Below are 14,383 nucleotides of genomic sequence, written 5' to 3'. Positions count from 1 at the left end.
CTCAGTTTAACAAAACGCACTATGCGATTACCCACATCGTATGGGTATTGCGGCTATTTTCAAGGATTCAGAGGGCGTAAGTCACCAGAAAGACACAACTTTACACAATTGAAAAGGAGGTTGACGGGAGGATGCAGAACTAAAAAGAACAGGCACAATTGCTTGTGCCTGTTGGGAGATTATTTTGCCGGAGCGGGTTGCACGGCAGGCCTGTCTTTTTCCAGATTCGCCAGGTCGAGCGCTATATGCACAGTCTCGTCAAGGTACGGATCCGGCTCCTGGTAATCTTTAGGCAGATCGTCCAGTTTCTTAAGCAGAGGCTTACCTTCGCGCTTGAAGCGATCGTTGATACGCGCAAGACGGGTTGCATCATCCTCGTTGTTCTCTTTCTCACGCTGGGCGTAGTTCAGAGACACAATGTTCCGTTTTTCTTTCATGGCATTGAAACGCGCAATGTCCTTCATGATGTACTGGAACTCAGGATCTTTCGCGATGCGATCGTTATGGTCTTTTAACAGCTGCGGACCAAACTGCGTCATATCACCGGATTTCACAAACGTAGCGGCGTTAATGCTATCCCACGGCAGCGCGTTATCTTCAAACTTCTCGCCAGTCTCGGTCTCTTCGGTGCCTGTCGGCATCATGATGTCCGGCGTGACGCCTTTACGCTGCGTACTGCCGCCGTTCACGCGGTAGAACTTCTGGATGGTGTACTGGACTGAACCCAGCGCAGGCCATTCAGGACGCAGCATCTGATCGTAAATACGGTTCAGAGAACGATATTGCTGAACCGTACCTTTACCGAAGGTGGGTTCACCCACAATCAGCGCGCGACCGTAGTCCTGCATCGCAGCCGCGAAGATTTCAGACGCGGAGGCGCTGAAGCGGTCAACCAGAACCACCAGCGGGCCTTTATAGTAAACCACGCCATCGGTATCGGCATCTTCACGCACTTTACCGTTGTTATCACGCACCTGCACCACCGGGCCAGACGGGATAAACAGACCGGACAGCGAAACCGCTTCGGTCAGTGCCCCACCGCCGTTGCTGCGCAGATCGATGATAATGCTGCTGACGTTTTGCTTGTCCAGTTTCTGCAACTGCACTTTCACATCGTCAGTCAGGCCAACGTAGAAGCCAGGGATATCCAGCACGCCCACCTTCTGTTTACCCACGGTTTTCACCGACATTTTCACCGCGCGGTCTTCCAGACGGATACGCTCGCGGGTCAGGGTAACGATACGGGTTTTAGTGCCTTTACCGGCAGGCAGGATTTCCAGACGGACTTTGCTGCCTTTCGGGCCCTTGATCAGGGCGACGACGTCATCCAGACGCCAGCCGATCACATCAACCATGTTCTGCCCGGTCTGGCCAACGCCCACAATGCGATCGCCTACGCTAATCGCTTTGCTTTTCGATGCAGGGCCACCCGCCACCATGGAGTTGATCACGGTGTAATCGTCGTCCATTTGCAGCACCGCGCCGATACCTTCCAGAGACAGGCTCATTTCGGTATTGAACTGTTCGGTGTTACGCGGGGAGAGATAGTTGGTGTGCGGGTCGATTTCGTGAGCAAACGCGGTCATCGCCAGTGAGAAAACATCTTCACTGTTGGTTTGCGCCAGACGGCGAATGGCGAATTTATAGCGACGCGTCAGCGTTTCACGAATCTCTTTTTCGTCTTTGCCAGCCAGCTTAAGGCTCAGCTCGTCGTATTTGACTTTTCCGTCCCACAGCGCGTTCAGCTCGGCTTCATCTTTCGGCCAGGGCGCTTTGCTGCGATCCAGATTAAAGGTGTCAGTACCGGTGAAGTCCATTGGACGTTCCAGCACTTTCAGAGCGTATTGATAACGCTCGAAGCGGCGCTTCTGGGCCTGGTTATACAGGTCGTAGAACAGATCCAGCTTACCGGAGCGCAGCTCGTCGCCCACGTCGGTTTTACGTTTTGCGAACTGTTCTACGTCGCTGGCCAGCAGCACGTTATGGCTGTAGTCCAGCAGGTTCAGATAGCGGTCGAAGATTTTGGCCGAAAAGGCCTGATCGAGATCGAACTGACGATAGTGCGAACGAGTAAAACGCGACGTCACACGCTCACTCACCGTCGCGTGTTGAGTCTCTTCCTTTAACACCGGAATTTGATCAACACGCGTAATATCGTCCACAGCGAAGGCGTGACCTGTTATGGCAAACAGGCCCGCCAGCGCGGTGAGCTTAAAAAAAGTGTTCATGCCAGGCTTGGCCTCCGTTTCAGAACAACAAGTGTTCTGCGCGTACAATCATTGACATACCAGAAGTCAGCTGTACACGAACGCCATCTTTGGTGATTTCCAGTACGGTGGCGTCCATCGCATTGTTACCCGCTTTCACCTTCAGCGCCTGACCGACGCTCAGGGCGTTGATGTCAGAAACTGGCGTGTGCTGCTGCTCTTCGCGAGGCGCACGCGGGGCTTTTGCGGCTGCTGGTTTGTCAGTACGCGGTTTGCGATCGTTATTATCGTTGCGGCGTGGTGCAGGACGCGGCTTGCGCTCACGGCGTGGCGCTTCTTCCTGACCGTTTGCCGCTGCGGCTTCGCGTTTTTTCGCTTGCTGCTCTGCGCGCTGTGCCTGAACACGCGCTTTGGCTTCTTCAAGCTGCTTGCGAGCGTGCTCTACGTGCTGCTCGTCCAGCTCACCACACGGGTTGCCGTCGAGGTCGACACGGGTCGCGCCCGGCTTGATACCGTACAGGTAACGCCAGCTCGAAGTATAAAGACGTAAGGCAGAACGCAGCTGAGTTTTGCTGAGATTCATCTCACCTTCAACGCGTGCTACCAAATCCTGAAAAATACCGACTTTCAGGGGACGAGCTTCGCCTTCAGCGCTGAAGCACTGTGGGAAACGCTCGGCCAGAAATGCGATAACTTCTTTACTGCTATTCAACTTAGGTTGATTTTCCATGAAATTTCCTGATTACAACGGACGTTGCCAACAAGCGCAGGCATGAACAGGCGACATTATAATGACGCCATCAGTAATTGCTACGTTATCCGTTGATTATCCTGCGACGCTCGCAAAGAATTTTTGATAATCGGTGGCTGACAGCACCTCTTGCAGATGAGCAACCAGCTCGCGCAGCCCCTGCTCGTCCTCCGCCGTAAAGCGGCTGAAGACCGTACTGTCGATGTCCAGAACGCCAATAATCTGATTTTTGACGACCAGCGGAAGGACGATTTCTGAATTGCTGGCAGCATCGCACGCAATGTGGCCGTCAAAGGCGTGGACGTCTTCGACACGCTGAACCTCATTTTTTGCAACGGCTGTCCCGCACACGCCACGCCCCACAGGAATACGCACGCAGGCGATTTTCCCCTGGAATGGCCCGAGCACCAGCGTTTCACCTTCCAGAAGATAGAAACCTGCCCAGTTCACGTCAGAGAGACGCTCGAACAGTAATGCGCTTGTATTTGCCAGAGTCGCTAAGAAGCTGGTTTCACCCGCCATCAATGCCTGAAAGTCGCGGTTCAGATCCGCGTAGAATTCTGTTTTGTTCATTATTCAATCACTTGGTTGTCTTACAAAATTACCGCATAGCCTATTAAAATAAGCATTAAATGCGCTCATGCTCAAGATGAATCAATTCATGAGTTAATATAAGCTTCAACAATACTTATTCTGTGCGCGACTGATGGCCTTAAAAACACCCAAAATTACGCTGGCAAGAAAGATAACAGTCCATGCGGTGAGCGATGCGCTGCCTCGAGCACATTATCAGCGTTGCCCTCAGTGCGATACGCTTTTTATGTTGCCGAAGATGAAATCGCACCAAAGTGCGTTTTGCCCTCGCTGCGATGCAAAAATTCGCAGCGGGCGCGACTGGTCTTTGACGCGCCTCGCCGCGATGGCGGTAACCATGCTGCTGCTGATGCCCTTCGCCTGGAGCGAGCCGCTGCTCAAGCTCTACCTGCTTGGCGTGCGCATCGACGCCAATGTGCTTCAGGGGATCTGGCAAATGACGCGTCAGGGCGACCCGCTGACGGCCGCCATGGTGCTGTTTTGCACCATTGGCGCGCCGCTGATCCTGGTCGCCGCCATCGCCTATCTTTGGTTTGGCAACATACTGGGCATGAACCTCCGCCCCGTGCTGCTGATGCTGGAAAAGCTGAAAGAGTGGGTGATGCTCGACATCTACCTGGTCGGCGTGGGCGTGGCCTCGATTAAGGTTCAGGACTACGCCTTTCTCCAGCCGGGTATTGGCCTGGTGGCATTTATCGCCCTGGTGCTGCTGAGCATCCTGACTATGATTCATCTGAACGTTGAACAGCTCTGGGAGCGGTTTTATCCCCAGCGCCCGGCGACTCGCCCGGATGAGAATCTGCGCGTGTGCCTGGGCTGCCACTATACGGGGCTGCCGGACGCCCGCGGGCGGTGCAGACGCTGCCATATTCCGCTGCGCTATCGGCGCAATAACAGCCTGCAAAAATGCTGGGCGGCGCTGATTGCCTCGCTAGTGTTCCTGATCCCTGCGAACATGCTTCCAATTTCAGTGATCTACGTTAACGGTGGCAGGCAGGAAGATACTATTCTCTCCGGCATTATCTCGCTCGGTCACAGCAACATTGGCGTTGCGGCTATCGTTTTCATCGCCAGTATTCTGGTGCCCTTCACCAAAGTGGTGGTGATGTTCACGCTGCTGATCAGCATCCACTTTAAGTGTGAGCAGGGGCTGCGCACGCGCATATTGCTCCTGCGGTTTGTGACCTGGATTGGCCGCTGGTCAATGTTGGATCTGTTCGTGATTTCATTGATGATGTCGCTTATCAATCGCGATCAGTTACTTGCTTTTACAATGGGACCCGCGGCTTTTTATTTCGGCTCTGCGGTGATATTGACTATTCTTGCAGTGGAATGGCTGGACAGCCGCTTACTTTGGGACGCACATGAGTCAGGAAACGCCCGCTTCGCCGACTGAAGCGAGAATTAAAACAAAACGCCGCATTTCGCCATTCTGGTTACTGCCCGTCATCGCACTGATGATTGCGGGCTGGCTCGTCTGGACCAGCTATCAGGATCGCGGCAGTACCATCACCATTGATTTCCAGTCTGCGGACGGCATCGTCGCCGGGCGAACCCCCGTTCGCTTCCAGGGGGTCGAGGTCGGTACGGTTCAGGATATTACGCTGGGCAAGGGGCTGAATAAAATTCAGGTTCGCGCCAGCATTAAATCCGACATGCAGGATGCGCTGCGCAATGAAACGCAGTTCTGGCTGGTCACGCCGAAAGCCTCTCTGGCCGGCGTTTCCGGGCTGGATGCGCTGGTGGGCGGTAACTACATCGGCATGATGCCGGGCAAAGGCGAACCGCAGGATCATTTCGTCGCGCTGGATACGCAGCCGAAGTATCGCCTTAACAACGGCGATTTGATGATTCACCTGCAGGCGCCCGATCTGGGCTCGCTGAACAGCGGCTCGCTGGTCTATTTCCGTAAAATTCCGGTCGGGCGCGTCTACGACTACGCAATTAACCCCAACAAGCAGGGCGTGACGATTGACGTCCTGATTGAGCGTCGGTTTACCAACCTGGTCAAAAAAGGCAGCCGCTTCTGGAACGTTTCCGGCGTCGATGCCGATCTCAGCCTGAGCGGGGCTAAGGTGAAGCTCGAAAGCCTGGCCGCGCTGGTTAACGGCGCAATCGCCTTCGACTCGCCGGAAAACTCAAACGCTGCAACCGCGGACGATACCTTCGGCCTGTACGCTGACCTCGCGCACAGCCAGCGCGGCGTGATCGTGAAGCTGGTTCTGCCGGACGGCAAGGGCCTTAAGGCCGGCTCTACCCCGCTGCTGTACCAGGGGTTAGAGGTCGGTCAGCTGACCAAAATGACGCTTAACCCGGGCGGCTCCGTCACCGGGGAGATGACCGTCGACCCAAGCGTTGTCGACCTTCTGCGCGAGAAAACGCGCATTGAGATGCGCAGCCCGAAACTGTCTCTTAACGATACCAGCCTCAGCAGCCTGTTGACCGGCAATACCTTCGAGCTGATCCCCGGCGAAGGCGCGCCGAAGAATGATTTTGTGATTGCGCCAGCGGATAAAGCCCTGCTGCAAAAGCCGGGCGTGGTCACCGTGACGCTCAACGCCCCGGAAAGCTACGGTATTGAAGCCGGCCAGCCGCTGATTCTGCACGGCGTACAGGTCGGCCAGGTGCTAGACCGCAAGCTGACGGAAAAAGGGGTCACCTTCTCCGCGGCGGTCGATCCGCAGTACAGCGACCTGGTGCGCGGCGACAGCAAGTTCGTGGTGAACAGCCGCGTTGACGTTAAGGTCGGGCTGGACGGCGTGGAGTTTCTCGGCGCCAGCGCCAGCGAATGGGTAAACGGCGGCATTCGTATTCTGCCTGGGAGTAAAGGCCCGCTGCGCGACAGCTATCCGCTTTACGCCAATCTGGATAAGGCTATCGAAAACAGCCTGAGCGACATGCCAACTACCACGCTGACGCTTAGCGCGGAAACGCTGCCGGACGTGCAGGCCGGTTCCGTAGTGCTTTACCGTAAGTTTGAGGTCGGGGAAGTGATCACCGTTCGCCCGCGCGCGGACGCATTTGATATCGAACTGCACATCAAACCGGAGTACCGCAAGCTGCTCACGCCAAACAGCGTGTTCTGGGCAGAAGGCGGAGCGAAAGTGCAGCTGAACGGCAGCGGGTTGACCGTTCAGGCCTCCCCGCTCTCCCGCGCCCTGCGCGGAGCCATCAGCTTCGATAACCTCAGCGGTGCGGGCGCCAACCTGCGTAAAGGCGATAAGCGTATTCTCTTCCCGTCTGAAACCGCGGCGCGCGCCGTTGGCGGCCAGATTACGCTCCACGCCTTCGATGCGGGCAAGCTCGCAGAGGGGATGCCGATCCGCTATCTGGGCATCGATATCGGGCAGATCCAGAAGCTGACGCTGATCACCGCGCGAAACGAAGTGCAGGCCACCGCCGTGCTGTACCCGGAATACGTGCAGACCTTCGCCAGAACGGGCAGCCGATTCTCCGTGGTAACGCCGCAGATCTCCGCCGCGGGCGTTGAGCATCTGGACACCATCCTGCAGCCCTATATCAACGTCGAGCCGGGCCGCGGCAACGCGCGCCGTGATTTCGAGCTGCAGGAGGCAACCATCACCGACTCCCGCTATCTCGACGGCCTGAGCATCGTGGTTGAAGTGCCGGAAGCGGGCTCGCTGAACATCGGTACGCCGGTGCTGTTCCGCGGGATTGAGGTAGGTACGGTGACCGGGCTGACGCTTGGCACGCTGTCCGACCGCGTGATGGTGGCGCTGCGGATCAGCGAACGCTATCAGCACCTGGTGCGCAATAACTCGGTCTTCTGGCTGGCATCCGGCTATTCGCTCGACTTTGGCCTGACGGGCGGCGTGGTGAAAACCGGCACGTTCAATCAGTTCATTCGCGGCGGTATCGCCTTTGCGACCCCGCCGGGTACGCCGCTGGCGCCGAAGGCCCAGCCGGGCAAACACTTCCTGCTGCTGGAAAGCGAACCTAAAGAGTGGCGCGAATGGGGCACCGCCCTGCCGCGCTAATCTGACGGCTCCGGTGTCAACGCACCGGAGCCTTTATGGTACACTGCGCGCCTGAATGATTCCCTGTGGTGTGCCCGTGGCTCAAAACTCCGTTTATCTCCCTGAACAATTCCTGGCGCAAATGCGCGAGGCTCTCCCTTCTCACCTGTCCCTGGACGATTTTATCGCCGCCTGCCAGCGCCCTTTGCGCCGCAGCATTCGCGTGAATACGCTCAAAATCAGCGTGGCCGATTTTCTGGCGCTGGTGTCGACCTACGGCTGGAAGCTGACGCCGGTTCCCTGGTGCGAAGAAGGATTCTGGATCGAGCGCGATGACGAAGAAGCCCTGCCCCTGGGAAGCACGGCCGAGCACCTGAGCGGCCTGTTCTATATTCAGGAAGCCAGCTCAATGCTGCCGGTTGCCGCTCTGTTTGCCGACGGCAATGCGCCCGAGCGCGTTATGGACGTCGCCGCCGCGCCGGGCTCAAAAACCACGCAGATTGCGGCGCGTATGGGCAATCAGGGCGCGATCCTCGCCAACGAATTCTCCGCCAGCCGCGTTAAGGTGCTTCACGCCAACATCAGCCGCTGCGGTATTCACAACGTTGCCCTGACGCATTTCGACGGCCGCGTATTCGGTGCGGCGTTGCCCGAAGCCTTCGACGCCATCCTGCTGGACGCCCCTTGTTCCGGCGAAGGCGTGGTGCGTAAAGATCCGGACGCGCTGAAAAACTGGTCGGTTGAAAGCAATCTGGAGATCGCCGCCACCCAGCGTGAGCTGATCGACAGCGCGTTTCACGCCCTGCGCCCCGGCGGCACGCTGGTGTATTCCACCTGCACGCTTAACCGCGACGAGAACGAAGCGGTCTGCCTGTGGCTTAAGGCGCAATACCCGGACGCCGTGGAATTCCTGCCGCTGGATACGCTGTTCGACACCGCCAAAGCGGCGTTAACGCCCGAGGGCTTCCTGCACGTTTTCCCACAGATTTATGACTGCGAAGGCTTCTTCGTCGCCCGCCTGCGCAAAACCCAGGCCGTTGACCCGCTGCCCGCGCCAAAATTTAAGGTGGGCAACTTCCCCTTCGCCCCGCTTAAAGGCCGCGAAGCCGCGCAGGCCGAAGAGGCAGCCCGCAGGGTCGGGCTTTCGTGGGGTGACAACCAGCGCCTGTGGATGCGCGATAAGGAGATTTGGCTGTTCCCGACCCACATTGAGCCGCTGATCGGCAAAGTGCGTTTTTCCCGTATCGGGATCCGCCTTGCCGAAGTGCATAACAAAGGCTATCGCTGGCAGCACGAAGCCGTTATCGCCCTGGCGGGTGACGCGAATACTTTTGCGCTGACCCATCAGGAGGCCGAAGAGTGGTATCGCGGACGGGATGTTTATCCGCAGAATTCACCGTCAAATGATGAAGTGATAGTGACCTATCAGGGCTACCCGCTGGGACTGGCGAAGAAAGTCGGGTCGCGCCTGAAAAACAGCTACCCGCGCGAGCTGGTGCGGGACGGACGTCTGTTTACCGGTAACGATCTCACCGCCTAAAAAAAGCGCACTTTTTTACTGGCGATTTTGCTCTCCTTGACTAGGCTAAAAAATGGGTGACCTACTGGTCATACCAGATTTTTTTGGCGGAAAACCGGAGAGCAATATGACTAAAACCAGCGTGCGTATCGGCGCTTTTGAAATCGACGACGCAGAATTGCGCGGCGAAACGCAGGGCGAGCGAACGTTAAGTATCCCCTGCAAATCCGACCCGGATTTATGTATGCAACTGGATGCCTGGGATGCAGACACCAGCGTCCCGGCACTACTTGATGGAGAACATTCAGTCCTTTACCGCGAGCATTATGACAGTAAAACCGATGCCTGGGTCTTGCGCCTTGCCTGACCTAAAGAGAACCCGCCCGAAGGCGGGTTATTTATTACTGCAGCTGTGCCAGCGTGAAGTACCCGTCAAAAACCGCCCCGGTATCGATATAGTGCAGGTTGTTAAAATCATAGCGTTTATCCAGCGGCGTATGCCCGAACCAGAAGTGATCCGCGCCAGCAATTCCCTGCCCTTTGCCCACCATAAACCCCATGAGTCGGTCGCGATCCCACAGCACGCGATGGACGCTAACCGGTTTGTTCCACGCGTAGTCGTCTGAGGGGTAGTCCGCATGGGCGATAACGTTCAGTCCGTTTGCGCAGCGTATTTCAATAATCAGCGGTAAGGCCCGGCACGCGTCCAGCAGGTCCAGCGCCTGCTTTTGTTCCGCACGTTCGAGTCGGGAAAACCAGATCCCGCCGTTCATCGTCCACAGCGCGAAATCATTGCCGTCGAGGCCGTCGAGCGCCATCTGCTCGTGGTTTCCGCGCACCGCCCGGAACCATTTTTCGCGCGTCAGGGCGAGGCACTTCACGCTGTCCGGGCCGCGATCGATAAGATCCCCTACTGAAATCAGCAGATCCTCATCAGGGTTAAAATGGCGACACTTAAGCTCGTCCATCAGCCGCTGATAGCAGCCGTGAATATCGCTGACCACCCAGATATGGCGCCATTGCGCACCGTCTATTCGTTGATACATAACGCCTCCTCTCTGGAGTATAGCCTTCGCCCAAGACCCGGGAGGGACGGCGACGCGCTGCCGCTTTGCCAGGAAGCTAAACAAACAGTAAACTAGTGCAAAATAAATTTCTCACCAGTATTAATCCACTTTTGCATGCCCCCTAAACTATGCAATGCATAAAATCTGAGGTTTTCACGTGTCCAATTCGCGCCTGCAAAACGATGTCGCACATTCGCATCGCACAACTATTATTTCCGATCTGGTGAAAGGTAAACGCGTTCCAGGCCCTATCTGGCAAAAGCGCGAGTATCGTCTTAAGTTTCTGCTGCGTTCCCTTTTGTTCTGGTCGTCAACCAACCGGATGCTGCAAACGCTGTCCCGCCGCAACGATTTCGATCAGCTGCTGGCGTCGCAAATCACCCTTCCGAGCAAAACCCATCGCCAGTATCTGATGCGCGGCATGAACGCAAACGATCGTGCCGAAGCCATCGTCAGCCACTATGAGTGGATTGATTCCCTGAAAGATGCGGGGCTGATCGCCGCCCTAACCGGGTCGCAGGAGCAATCCATCGTTGAGTTTCACGCCAAAGATGGCGTGAGCTACCGCGTCAATGCCATGAACGCCAGCAAAGCGGAGCGCGAAGGCGAATGTACGCTGTGGCTGCGCGACAACGAAAACACCCTCCTCGCGAGCGTGACGTTTTGCGTGGCCCGCGAAAACGGAGAATACGTGCTGGTGATTGGCGGTCTTCAGGGCCCGCGCCGCAGCGTATCCCGCGATGTGATCAAGCAGGCAACCCGCGCCTGCCACGGTCTGTTCCCGAAGCGCGTATTGATGGAAGTGCTTTTCCAGATCGCAACGCTTTCCGGCATTAAAGCCATTTACGCGGTCAGCGACGAAGGGCATATCTTCCGCGCGCTGCGCTATCGTCTGAGCAAAGGCCGCCATTTCCACGCCAGCTACGATGAGTTTTGGGCGTCAATCGACGGTAAAAAGCGCTCAACCTTCAGCTGGCAGCTGCCGCTGCAGATGGAGCGTAAATCCCTGGAAGAGATCGCCAGTAAAAAACGCGCCGAGTACCGCCGTCGCTTTGAACTGCTGGATGAGATTGAAGCGGCGATCAAATCGCGGTTCTAAGCCCGCAGTGAAAATGCGGTTGTCCAAAGAGCGCTCGAAACGGTGTTAAAAAATGACCGAAAAGTGCTTGGATGTCAGACCGAAAGTGTTTACATTGTTGTAACAGGCGCTGAGAACCGAGGCTGTACAGATATAGGTTTAGGTGCCGTGCTTGATACTGCAATGCAGGATAAAGCACATAAAAAGAGACCGAATACGATTCCTGTATTCGGTCCAGGGAAATGGCTCTTGGGAGAGAGCCGTGCGCTAAAAGTTGGCATTAATGCAGGCTAAGTCGCCTGACCCTTTAAGAATAGATGACCGCGCCAGGTTTTCCAGTCCACAGCAAAAGTGGTCGGAAAAAAAGCGTGAGAACATCATAAAAACTGAAAAACCGCAGGGCTTACGCAAGCGACTGCGGTTTTTTATTATTGGAAACCAGAAGGCTAGCAGAGCTTCTCGGCTCGCTCGATAAAGGGGGCCAGGCTCATTTTCTGCCCCGGGTTGGCCGGGTCGTCAATCTGGATCACGCTGATAGGCTTGCCGCTGCTTTTGCCGCTGGCGACCTGCTGTTCGGCAATATCGTTAAGCGGGTATTGCACCAGCGTGCTGGGGTTAATAGCGTACAGCGCGTGGCCTGGACGGCAGGTCAGCATCACCTCTTCGCGGTCGAAGGCCCATTTCTCTTTACCCACTTCAAACCGGCTGACCGTAATAACCTGCGGCGCCGCCAGGGCGCTTCCCGTACAGGCCAGCAGTAAAAGCGAAAGTAGTGTCTTTTTCATATGTTTTAACCTTGTCAGAAGGGTTCCCAGGTCGCGAACAGGCTGACCGTGGCCAGCACCAGCGCGCCCAGCACAACCTCTGCCTGCGTCATCCTGATAAAAATCTGCTGCTCCCGTCCGGCGTTCGCACGAAAGCGTGGCACCAGAAAATACCGATTCATCAGCGCAATTGCCACCATCATTGCCACCAGCGCACATTTGATCAACAGCAGCTGCCCATATTCTGTCCGCCAGGGGGCGTTGAACCCAAGAATAAACAGCGCGTTGACTATCCCGGTGAGGATCACTCCCGCCACCGCGTAATGCCCCACGCGCGAAAAGCGCATCATGGTGTAAATCGCGGCCACGTTCCAGCGCCCCTTCGCCAGCTGCATACAGTAGAGCAGCGGCAGCAGGCCGCCGATCCAGGTCGCGGCGCAGAGCAGATGAACCGCGTGGTTGATGCGCTGCACTCCCCCCGCCGCGCCTTCGTTCATGGCGGCATGACCAACGCCCGCCAGCAGAAGAAACTGCCCCATCGCCAGCAGCAGCAAGCGCCGCGCGCCCTTCTGCGGCGCAATCCAGGCGGCTGCAGCGGTAATCAGCGCAAGGACGATCTGCCACAGCCAGACGCTTCCAAACTGCGTTCCGGCCACCGTGCGCCAGATATCCGGGCGCAGCACATCGCCCCAGCCGTTGCCCATCTGGCCGCCCTGGAGGGCAAACATCAGCAGCGCGGTGACCAGGCCGATCGTCGCCGCGATTTTTTGCTGCCGCTGAAACCGCCGCGTCATCAGACGCTGTAGGGAAAAAGGGGCAAGCCAGGCGCTGTAGAGGGCGTTACCGAAGATCAGCATCAGCGCCGCGAAGTGCAAAAACCGCAGAACAACGTAGCTTAACGCCAGCATCTTATTTCACGCTGAAACGGTAGCTGCCCTTCGTTTTGTGGCCATCAACCGACACCACATGCCACTCTACCCGGTATGTCCCTGCGCTCAGCGCCTGATCAAGCGGAACGGTGAGCTGCGTTTTGTCTTTGTCATCAAGGCTAATCGCGCCCGTTTTGATGGTTTGCTTATCCTCGCTGGTCACGGTCACGCCGCTAAAGGCGGGTTCGATACCTTCAGAGAATTGCAGCGTCAGCGCCTGAGGCGCGACCGCCACCTGTGAATCCGCCGCGGGGGATTGCTGTTTAAGGTGCGCGTGAGCCAAAGCGGAAGGCGCTACTGCTGATGAAAGCAGAAAAGCCAGCGCGCACGCCGTGCGAGTCGAGGAAAAAGCCATCAGAATCATTCCTTTTTGTTATGTCTATTTAGCAGAGGATAACTCTGTATAATAAATGAGTCGAGGATCATCCTGCGCCCGCTTGTCATCGCCCGGCAATCGCGGTAACGTTGCCGCCGCAAAAAAAGGAGAAGGAAATGAAGATCAATCTGGCCGCCCTTCCTCAGGACGAGATGGACAAAGTGAACGTCGATCTCGCCGCCGCGGGCGTTGCGTTTAAAGAGCGTTACAACATGCCGGTGGTTGCCGAAGTGGTAGAACGGGAACAGCCCGCGCACCTTCGCGACTGGTTTCGCGAACGCCTTATCGCGCACCGTCTGACCTCGGTCAATCTTTCGCGCTTACCCTACGAGCCTAAAGTTAAGTAACCTTAAGGACGTGTTACATTTCCTTACAACCATTGTGGCAATATAAGAATTCCCTTAGAAGTATGGGTGTATTCTTTAAACCCTGCGACTCTGTGTATAAGGATGTCACGATGTCTCGATGGAATATTGCTGCTGCCCAGTACGTCCGCCAGGACGATTGCGTGGATTCCCACGTTGCGCACCATTTACGGTTCATTGCCGAAGCCGCACGCCACCAGTGCGATTTGCTGGTCTTCCCTGAACTTTCCCTTACGGGCCCTGGCGATACAACCCTCCCTCCCCCTCCCGGCGATCGGCAGCTGGAACCTATTCTGAACGCCACTCGCCAGCACCGCATTACCGTGATTGCCGGAATAACCGTCGATAAGCTCGGTCAGCGTCAGAAAGGCCTGGCGCTGTTCAGCCCGTGCAGCGATACCATTCATCGCTATCCGCAGGGAAGCGGCGCGAGTCTGATCCCGGGCGAGAAACAGCTCACGATTATTGATACCGACGCCGACGCGCCGAACCTCGATCCGCTGGCAACGCTGTTTGCCAGCAGCCAGGACGTGGGGGATAACCGCTGGCGTCAGTCCATCAACGCCCTGCAGCGCTTTGCGCATAAATACGCCATCGCGGTTCTGATGGCTAACGCGCGCAGCGGGAGCGCGCTGTGGGATGAAAAAGGACAGCTCATCGTTCGGGCGGACAAAGGCGAGCTGCTGTTGACCGGCTCGCGGGACAGACGGGGTTGGCAAGGCGATATCATTCCATTAGGCTAAACGTTTTAGGGTC

15 protein-coding genes are annotated in these 14,383 nt (G+C 56.6%); 8 read left to right on the top strand and 7 right to left on the bottom strand.

All coding sequences use genetic code 11. The features are described 5' to 3' along the window. Positions 1 to 179: 179 nt before the first annotated feature. The 3 genes from prc to AB6V08_RS15810 form a co-directional block, all read right to left on the bottom strand. Entirely contained in the window at positions 180 to 2,228 is a 2,049-nt protein-coding gene (prc, locus tag AB6V08_RS15820; protein ID WP_368543780.1) for a carboxy terminal-processing peptidase, read from the bottom strand. Positions 2,229 to 2,247: 19 nt separating this feature from the next. After that, positions 2,248 to 2,937: an RNA chaperone ProQ gene (gene proQ, locus AB6V08_RS15815; protein WP_368543779.1), complete on the bottom strand. Its 690-nt coding sequence runs from the start codon at positions 2,935 to 2,937 to the stop codon at positions 2,248 to 2,250. A 96-nt stretch (positions 2,938 to 3,033) separates the two neighbouring features. Beyond that, positions 3,034 to 3,531: a GAF domain-containing protein gene (locus tag AB6V08_RS15810; protein WP_368543778.1), complete on the bottom strand. Its 498-nt coding sequence runs from the start codon at positions 3,529 to 3,531 to the stop codon at positions 3,034 to 3,036. Between the two features lie 133 nt (positions 3,532 to 3,664). On the opposite strand from AB6V08_RS15810, the gene yebS reads away from it, so the two are divergent. The 4 genes from yebS to AB6V08_RS15790 all read left to right on the top strand — a co-directional run bounded on the left by yebS (position 3,665) and on the right by AB6V08_RS15790 (position 9,415). After that, positions 3,665 to 4,948: a membrane integrity lipid transport subunit YebS gene (gene yebS, locus AB6V08_RS15805; protein WP_368543777.1), complete on the top strand. Its 1,284-nt coding sequence runs from the start codon at positions 3,665 to 3,667 to the stop codon at positions 4,946 to 4,948. Beyond that, positions 4,917 to 7,550: a PqiB family protein gene (locus AB6V08_RS15800; RefSeq protein WP_368543776.1), complete on the top strand. Its 2,634-nt coding sequence runs from the start codon at positions 4,917 to 4,919 to the stop codon at positions 7,548 to 7,550. Before yebS ends, AB6V08_RS15800 begins: the two co-directional genes overlap by 32 nt. Before the next feature lie 76 nt (positions 7,551 to 7,626). Continuing rightward, the gene (gene rsmF, locus AB6V08_RS15795; protein WP_368543775.1) at positions 7,627 to 9,069 is read left to right on the top strand and encodes a 16S rRNA (cytosine(1407)-C(5))-methyltransferase RsmF; all 1,443 of its coding nucleotides are present in this window, start codon (positions 7,627 to 7,629) and stop codon (positions 9,067 to 9,069) included. A gap of 106 nt (positions 9,070 to 9,175) precedes the next feature. Beyond that, positions 9,176 to 9,415, top strand: a complete 240-nt coding sequence (locus AB6V08_RS15790; protein ID WP_368543774.1) for a YebV family protein — start codon at positions 9,176 to 9,178, stop codon at positions 9,413 to 9,415. Positions 9,416 to 9,449: 34 nt separating this feature from the next. On the opposite strand, the gene pphA is transcribed toward AB6V08_RS15790, so the two are convergent. Further along, on the bottom strand, positions 9,450 to 10,094 hold the full coding sequence (pphA, locus tag AB6V08_RS15785; protein ID WP_368543773.1) for a protein-serine/threonine phosphatase: 645 nt from the start codon (positions 10,092 to 10,094) through the stop codon (positions 9,450 to 9,452). A 178-nt stretch (positions 10,095 to 10,272) separates the two neighbouring features. Here pphA and AB6V08_RS15780 point away from each other — a divergent pair, with 178 nt between their 5' ends. Together AB6V08_RS15780 and AB6V08_RS15775 are read left to right on the top strand one after the other, a co-directional pair. Next, positions 10,273 to 11,214 (top strand): VirK/YbjX family protein, encoded by a 942-nt coding sequence (locus AB6V08_RS15780; protein WP_368543772.1) that lies wholly within the window; start codon positions 10,273 to 10,275, stop codon positions 11,212 to 11,214. Positions 11,215 to 11,256: 42 nt separating this feature from the next. Further along, a complete protein-coding gene (locus AB6V08_RS15775; RefSeq protein ID WP_368543771.1) occupies positions 11,257 to 11,487 on the top strand; it encodes a hypothetical protein in 231 nt (76 codons plus the stop codon). 152 nt (positions 11,488 to 11,639) lie between these two features. Here AB6V08_RS15775 and AB6V08_RS15770 read toward each other — a convergent pair whose 3' ends face one another. From AB6V08_RS15770 to yobA, 3 genes are read right to left on the bottom strand one after another with little or no spacing between them, the layout of a single operon-like run. Next, positions 11,640 to 11,978 (bottom strand): YebY family protein, encoded by a 339-nt coding sequence (locus tag AB6V08_RS15770; RefSeq protein ID WP_368543770.1) that lies wholly within the window; start codon positions 11,976 to 11,978, stop codon positions 11,640 to 11,642. A 14-nt stretch (positions 11,979 to 11,992) separates the two neighbouring features. Next, the gene (gene copD, locus AB6V08_RS15765) at positions 11,993 to 12,865 is read right to left on the bottom strand and encodes a copper homeostasis membrane protein CopD (protein WP_368543769.1); all 873 of its coding nucleotides are present in this window, start codon (positions 12,863 to 12,865) and stop codon (positions 11,993 to 11,995) included. Between the two features lies 1 nt (position 12,866). Continuing rightward, complete coding sequence (yobA, locus tag AB6V08_RS15760) at positions 12,867 to 13,241, bottom strand: CopC domain-containing protein YobA (protein ID WP_368543768.1); 375 nt, start codon at positions 13,239 to 13,241, stop codon at positions 12,867 to 12,869. A 137-nt stretch (positions 13,242 to 13,378) separates the two neighbouring features. On the opposite strand from yobA, the gene AB6V08_RS15755 reads away from it, so the two are divergent. After that, positions 13,379 to 13,609: a DNA polymerase III subunit theta gene (locus AB6V08_RS15755; RefSeq protein ID WP_368543767.1), complete on the top strand. Its 231-nt coding sequence runs from the start codon at positions 13,379 to 13,381 to the stop codon at positions 13,607 to 13,609. Positions 13,610 to 13,719: 110 nt separating this feature from the next. Then, entirely contained in the window at positions 13,720 to 14,370 is a 651-nt protein-coding gene (locus tag AB6V08_RS15750) for a nitrilase-related carbon-nitrogen hydrolase (protein ID WP_368543766.1), read from the top strand. Positions 14,371 to 14,383: the final 13 nt, after the last annotated feature.

This window comes from Enterobacter soli (genome assembly GCF_964208575.1).
GTDB classification, from domain to species: Bacteria; Pseudomonadota; Gammaproteobacteria; order Enterobacterales; family Enterobacteriaceae; genus Enterobacter; species Enterobacter soli_A.
Note: the sequence above shows the minus strand (reverse complement) of the source record. Positions and strands in the feature narration are given on the sequence as shown.

Excerpts from the sequence above, each read along its gene's own strand:
- prc (WP_368543780.1), bottom strand. The coding sequence starts at position 2,228 with ATGAACACTTTTTTTAAGCTCACCGCGCTGGCGGGCCTGTTTGCCATA.
- proQ (WP_368543779.1), bottom strand. The coding sequence starts at position 2,937 with ATGGAAAATCAACCTAAGTTGAATAGCAGTAAAGAAGTTATCGCATTT.
- AB6V08_RS15810 (WP_368543778.1), bottom strand. The coding sequence starts at position 3,531 with ATGAACAAAACAGAATTCTACGCGGATCTGAACCGCGACTTTCAGGCA.
- yebS (WP_368543777.1), top strand. The coding sequence starts at position 3,665 with ATGGCCTTAAAAACACCCAAAATTACGCTGGCAAGAAAGATAACAGTC.
- AB6V08_RS15800 (WP_368543776.1), top strand. The coding sequence starts at position 4,917 with ATGAGTCAGGAAACGCCCGCTTCGCCGACTGAAGCGAGAATTAAAACA.
- AB6V08_RS15790 (WP_368543774.1), top strand. The coding sequence starts at position 9,176 with ATGACTAAAACCAGCGTGCGTATCGGCGCTTTTGAAATCGACGACGCA.
- pphA (WP_368543773.1), bottom strand. The coding sequence starts at position 10,094 with ATGTATCAACGAATAGACGGTGCGCAATGGCGCCATATCTGGGTGGTC.
- AB6V08_RS15770 (WP_368543770.1), bottom strand. The coding sequence starts at position 11,978 with ATGAAAAAGACACTACTTTCGCTTTTACTGCTGGCCTGTACGGGAAGC.
- copD (WP_368543769.1), bottom strand. The coding sequence starts at position 12,865 with ATGCTGGCGTTAAGCTACGTTGTTCTGCGGTTTTTGCACTTCGCGGCG.
- yobA (WP_368543768.1), bottom strand. The coding sequence starts at position 13,241 with ATGGCTTTTTCCTCGACTCGCACGGCGTGCGCGCTGGCTTTTCTGCTT.
- AB6V08_RS15755 (WP_368543767.1), top strand. The coding sequence starts at position 13,379 with ATGAAGATCAATCTGGCCGCCCTTCCTCAGGACGAGATGGACAAAGTG.
- AB6V08_RS15750 (WP_368543766.1), top strand. The coding sequence starts at position 13,720 with ATGTCTCGATGGAATATTGCTGCTGCCCAGTACGTCCGCCAGGACGAT.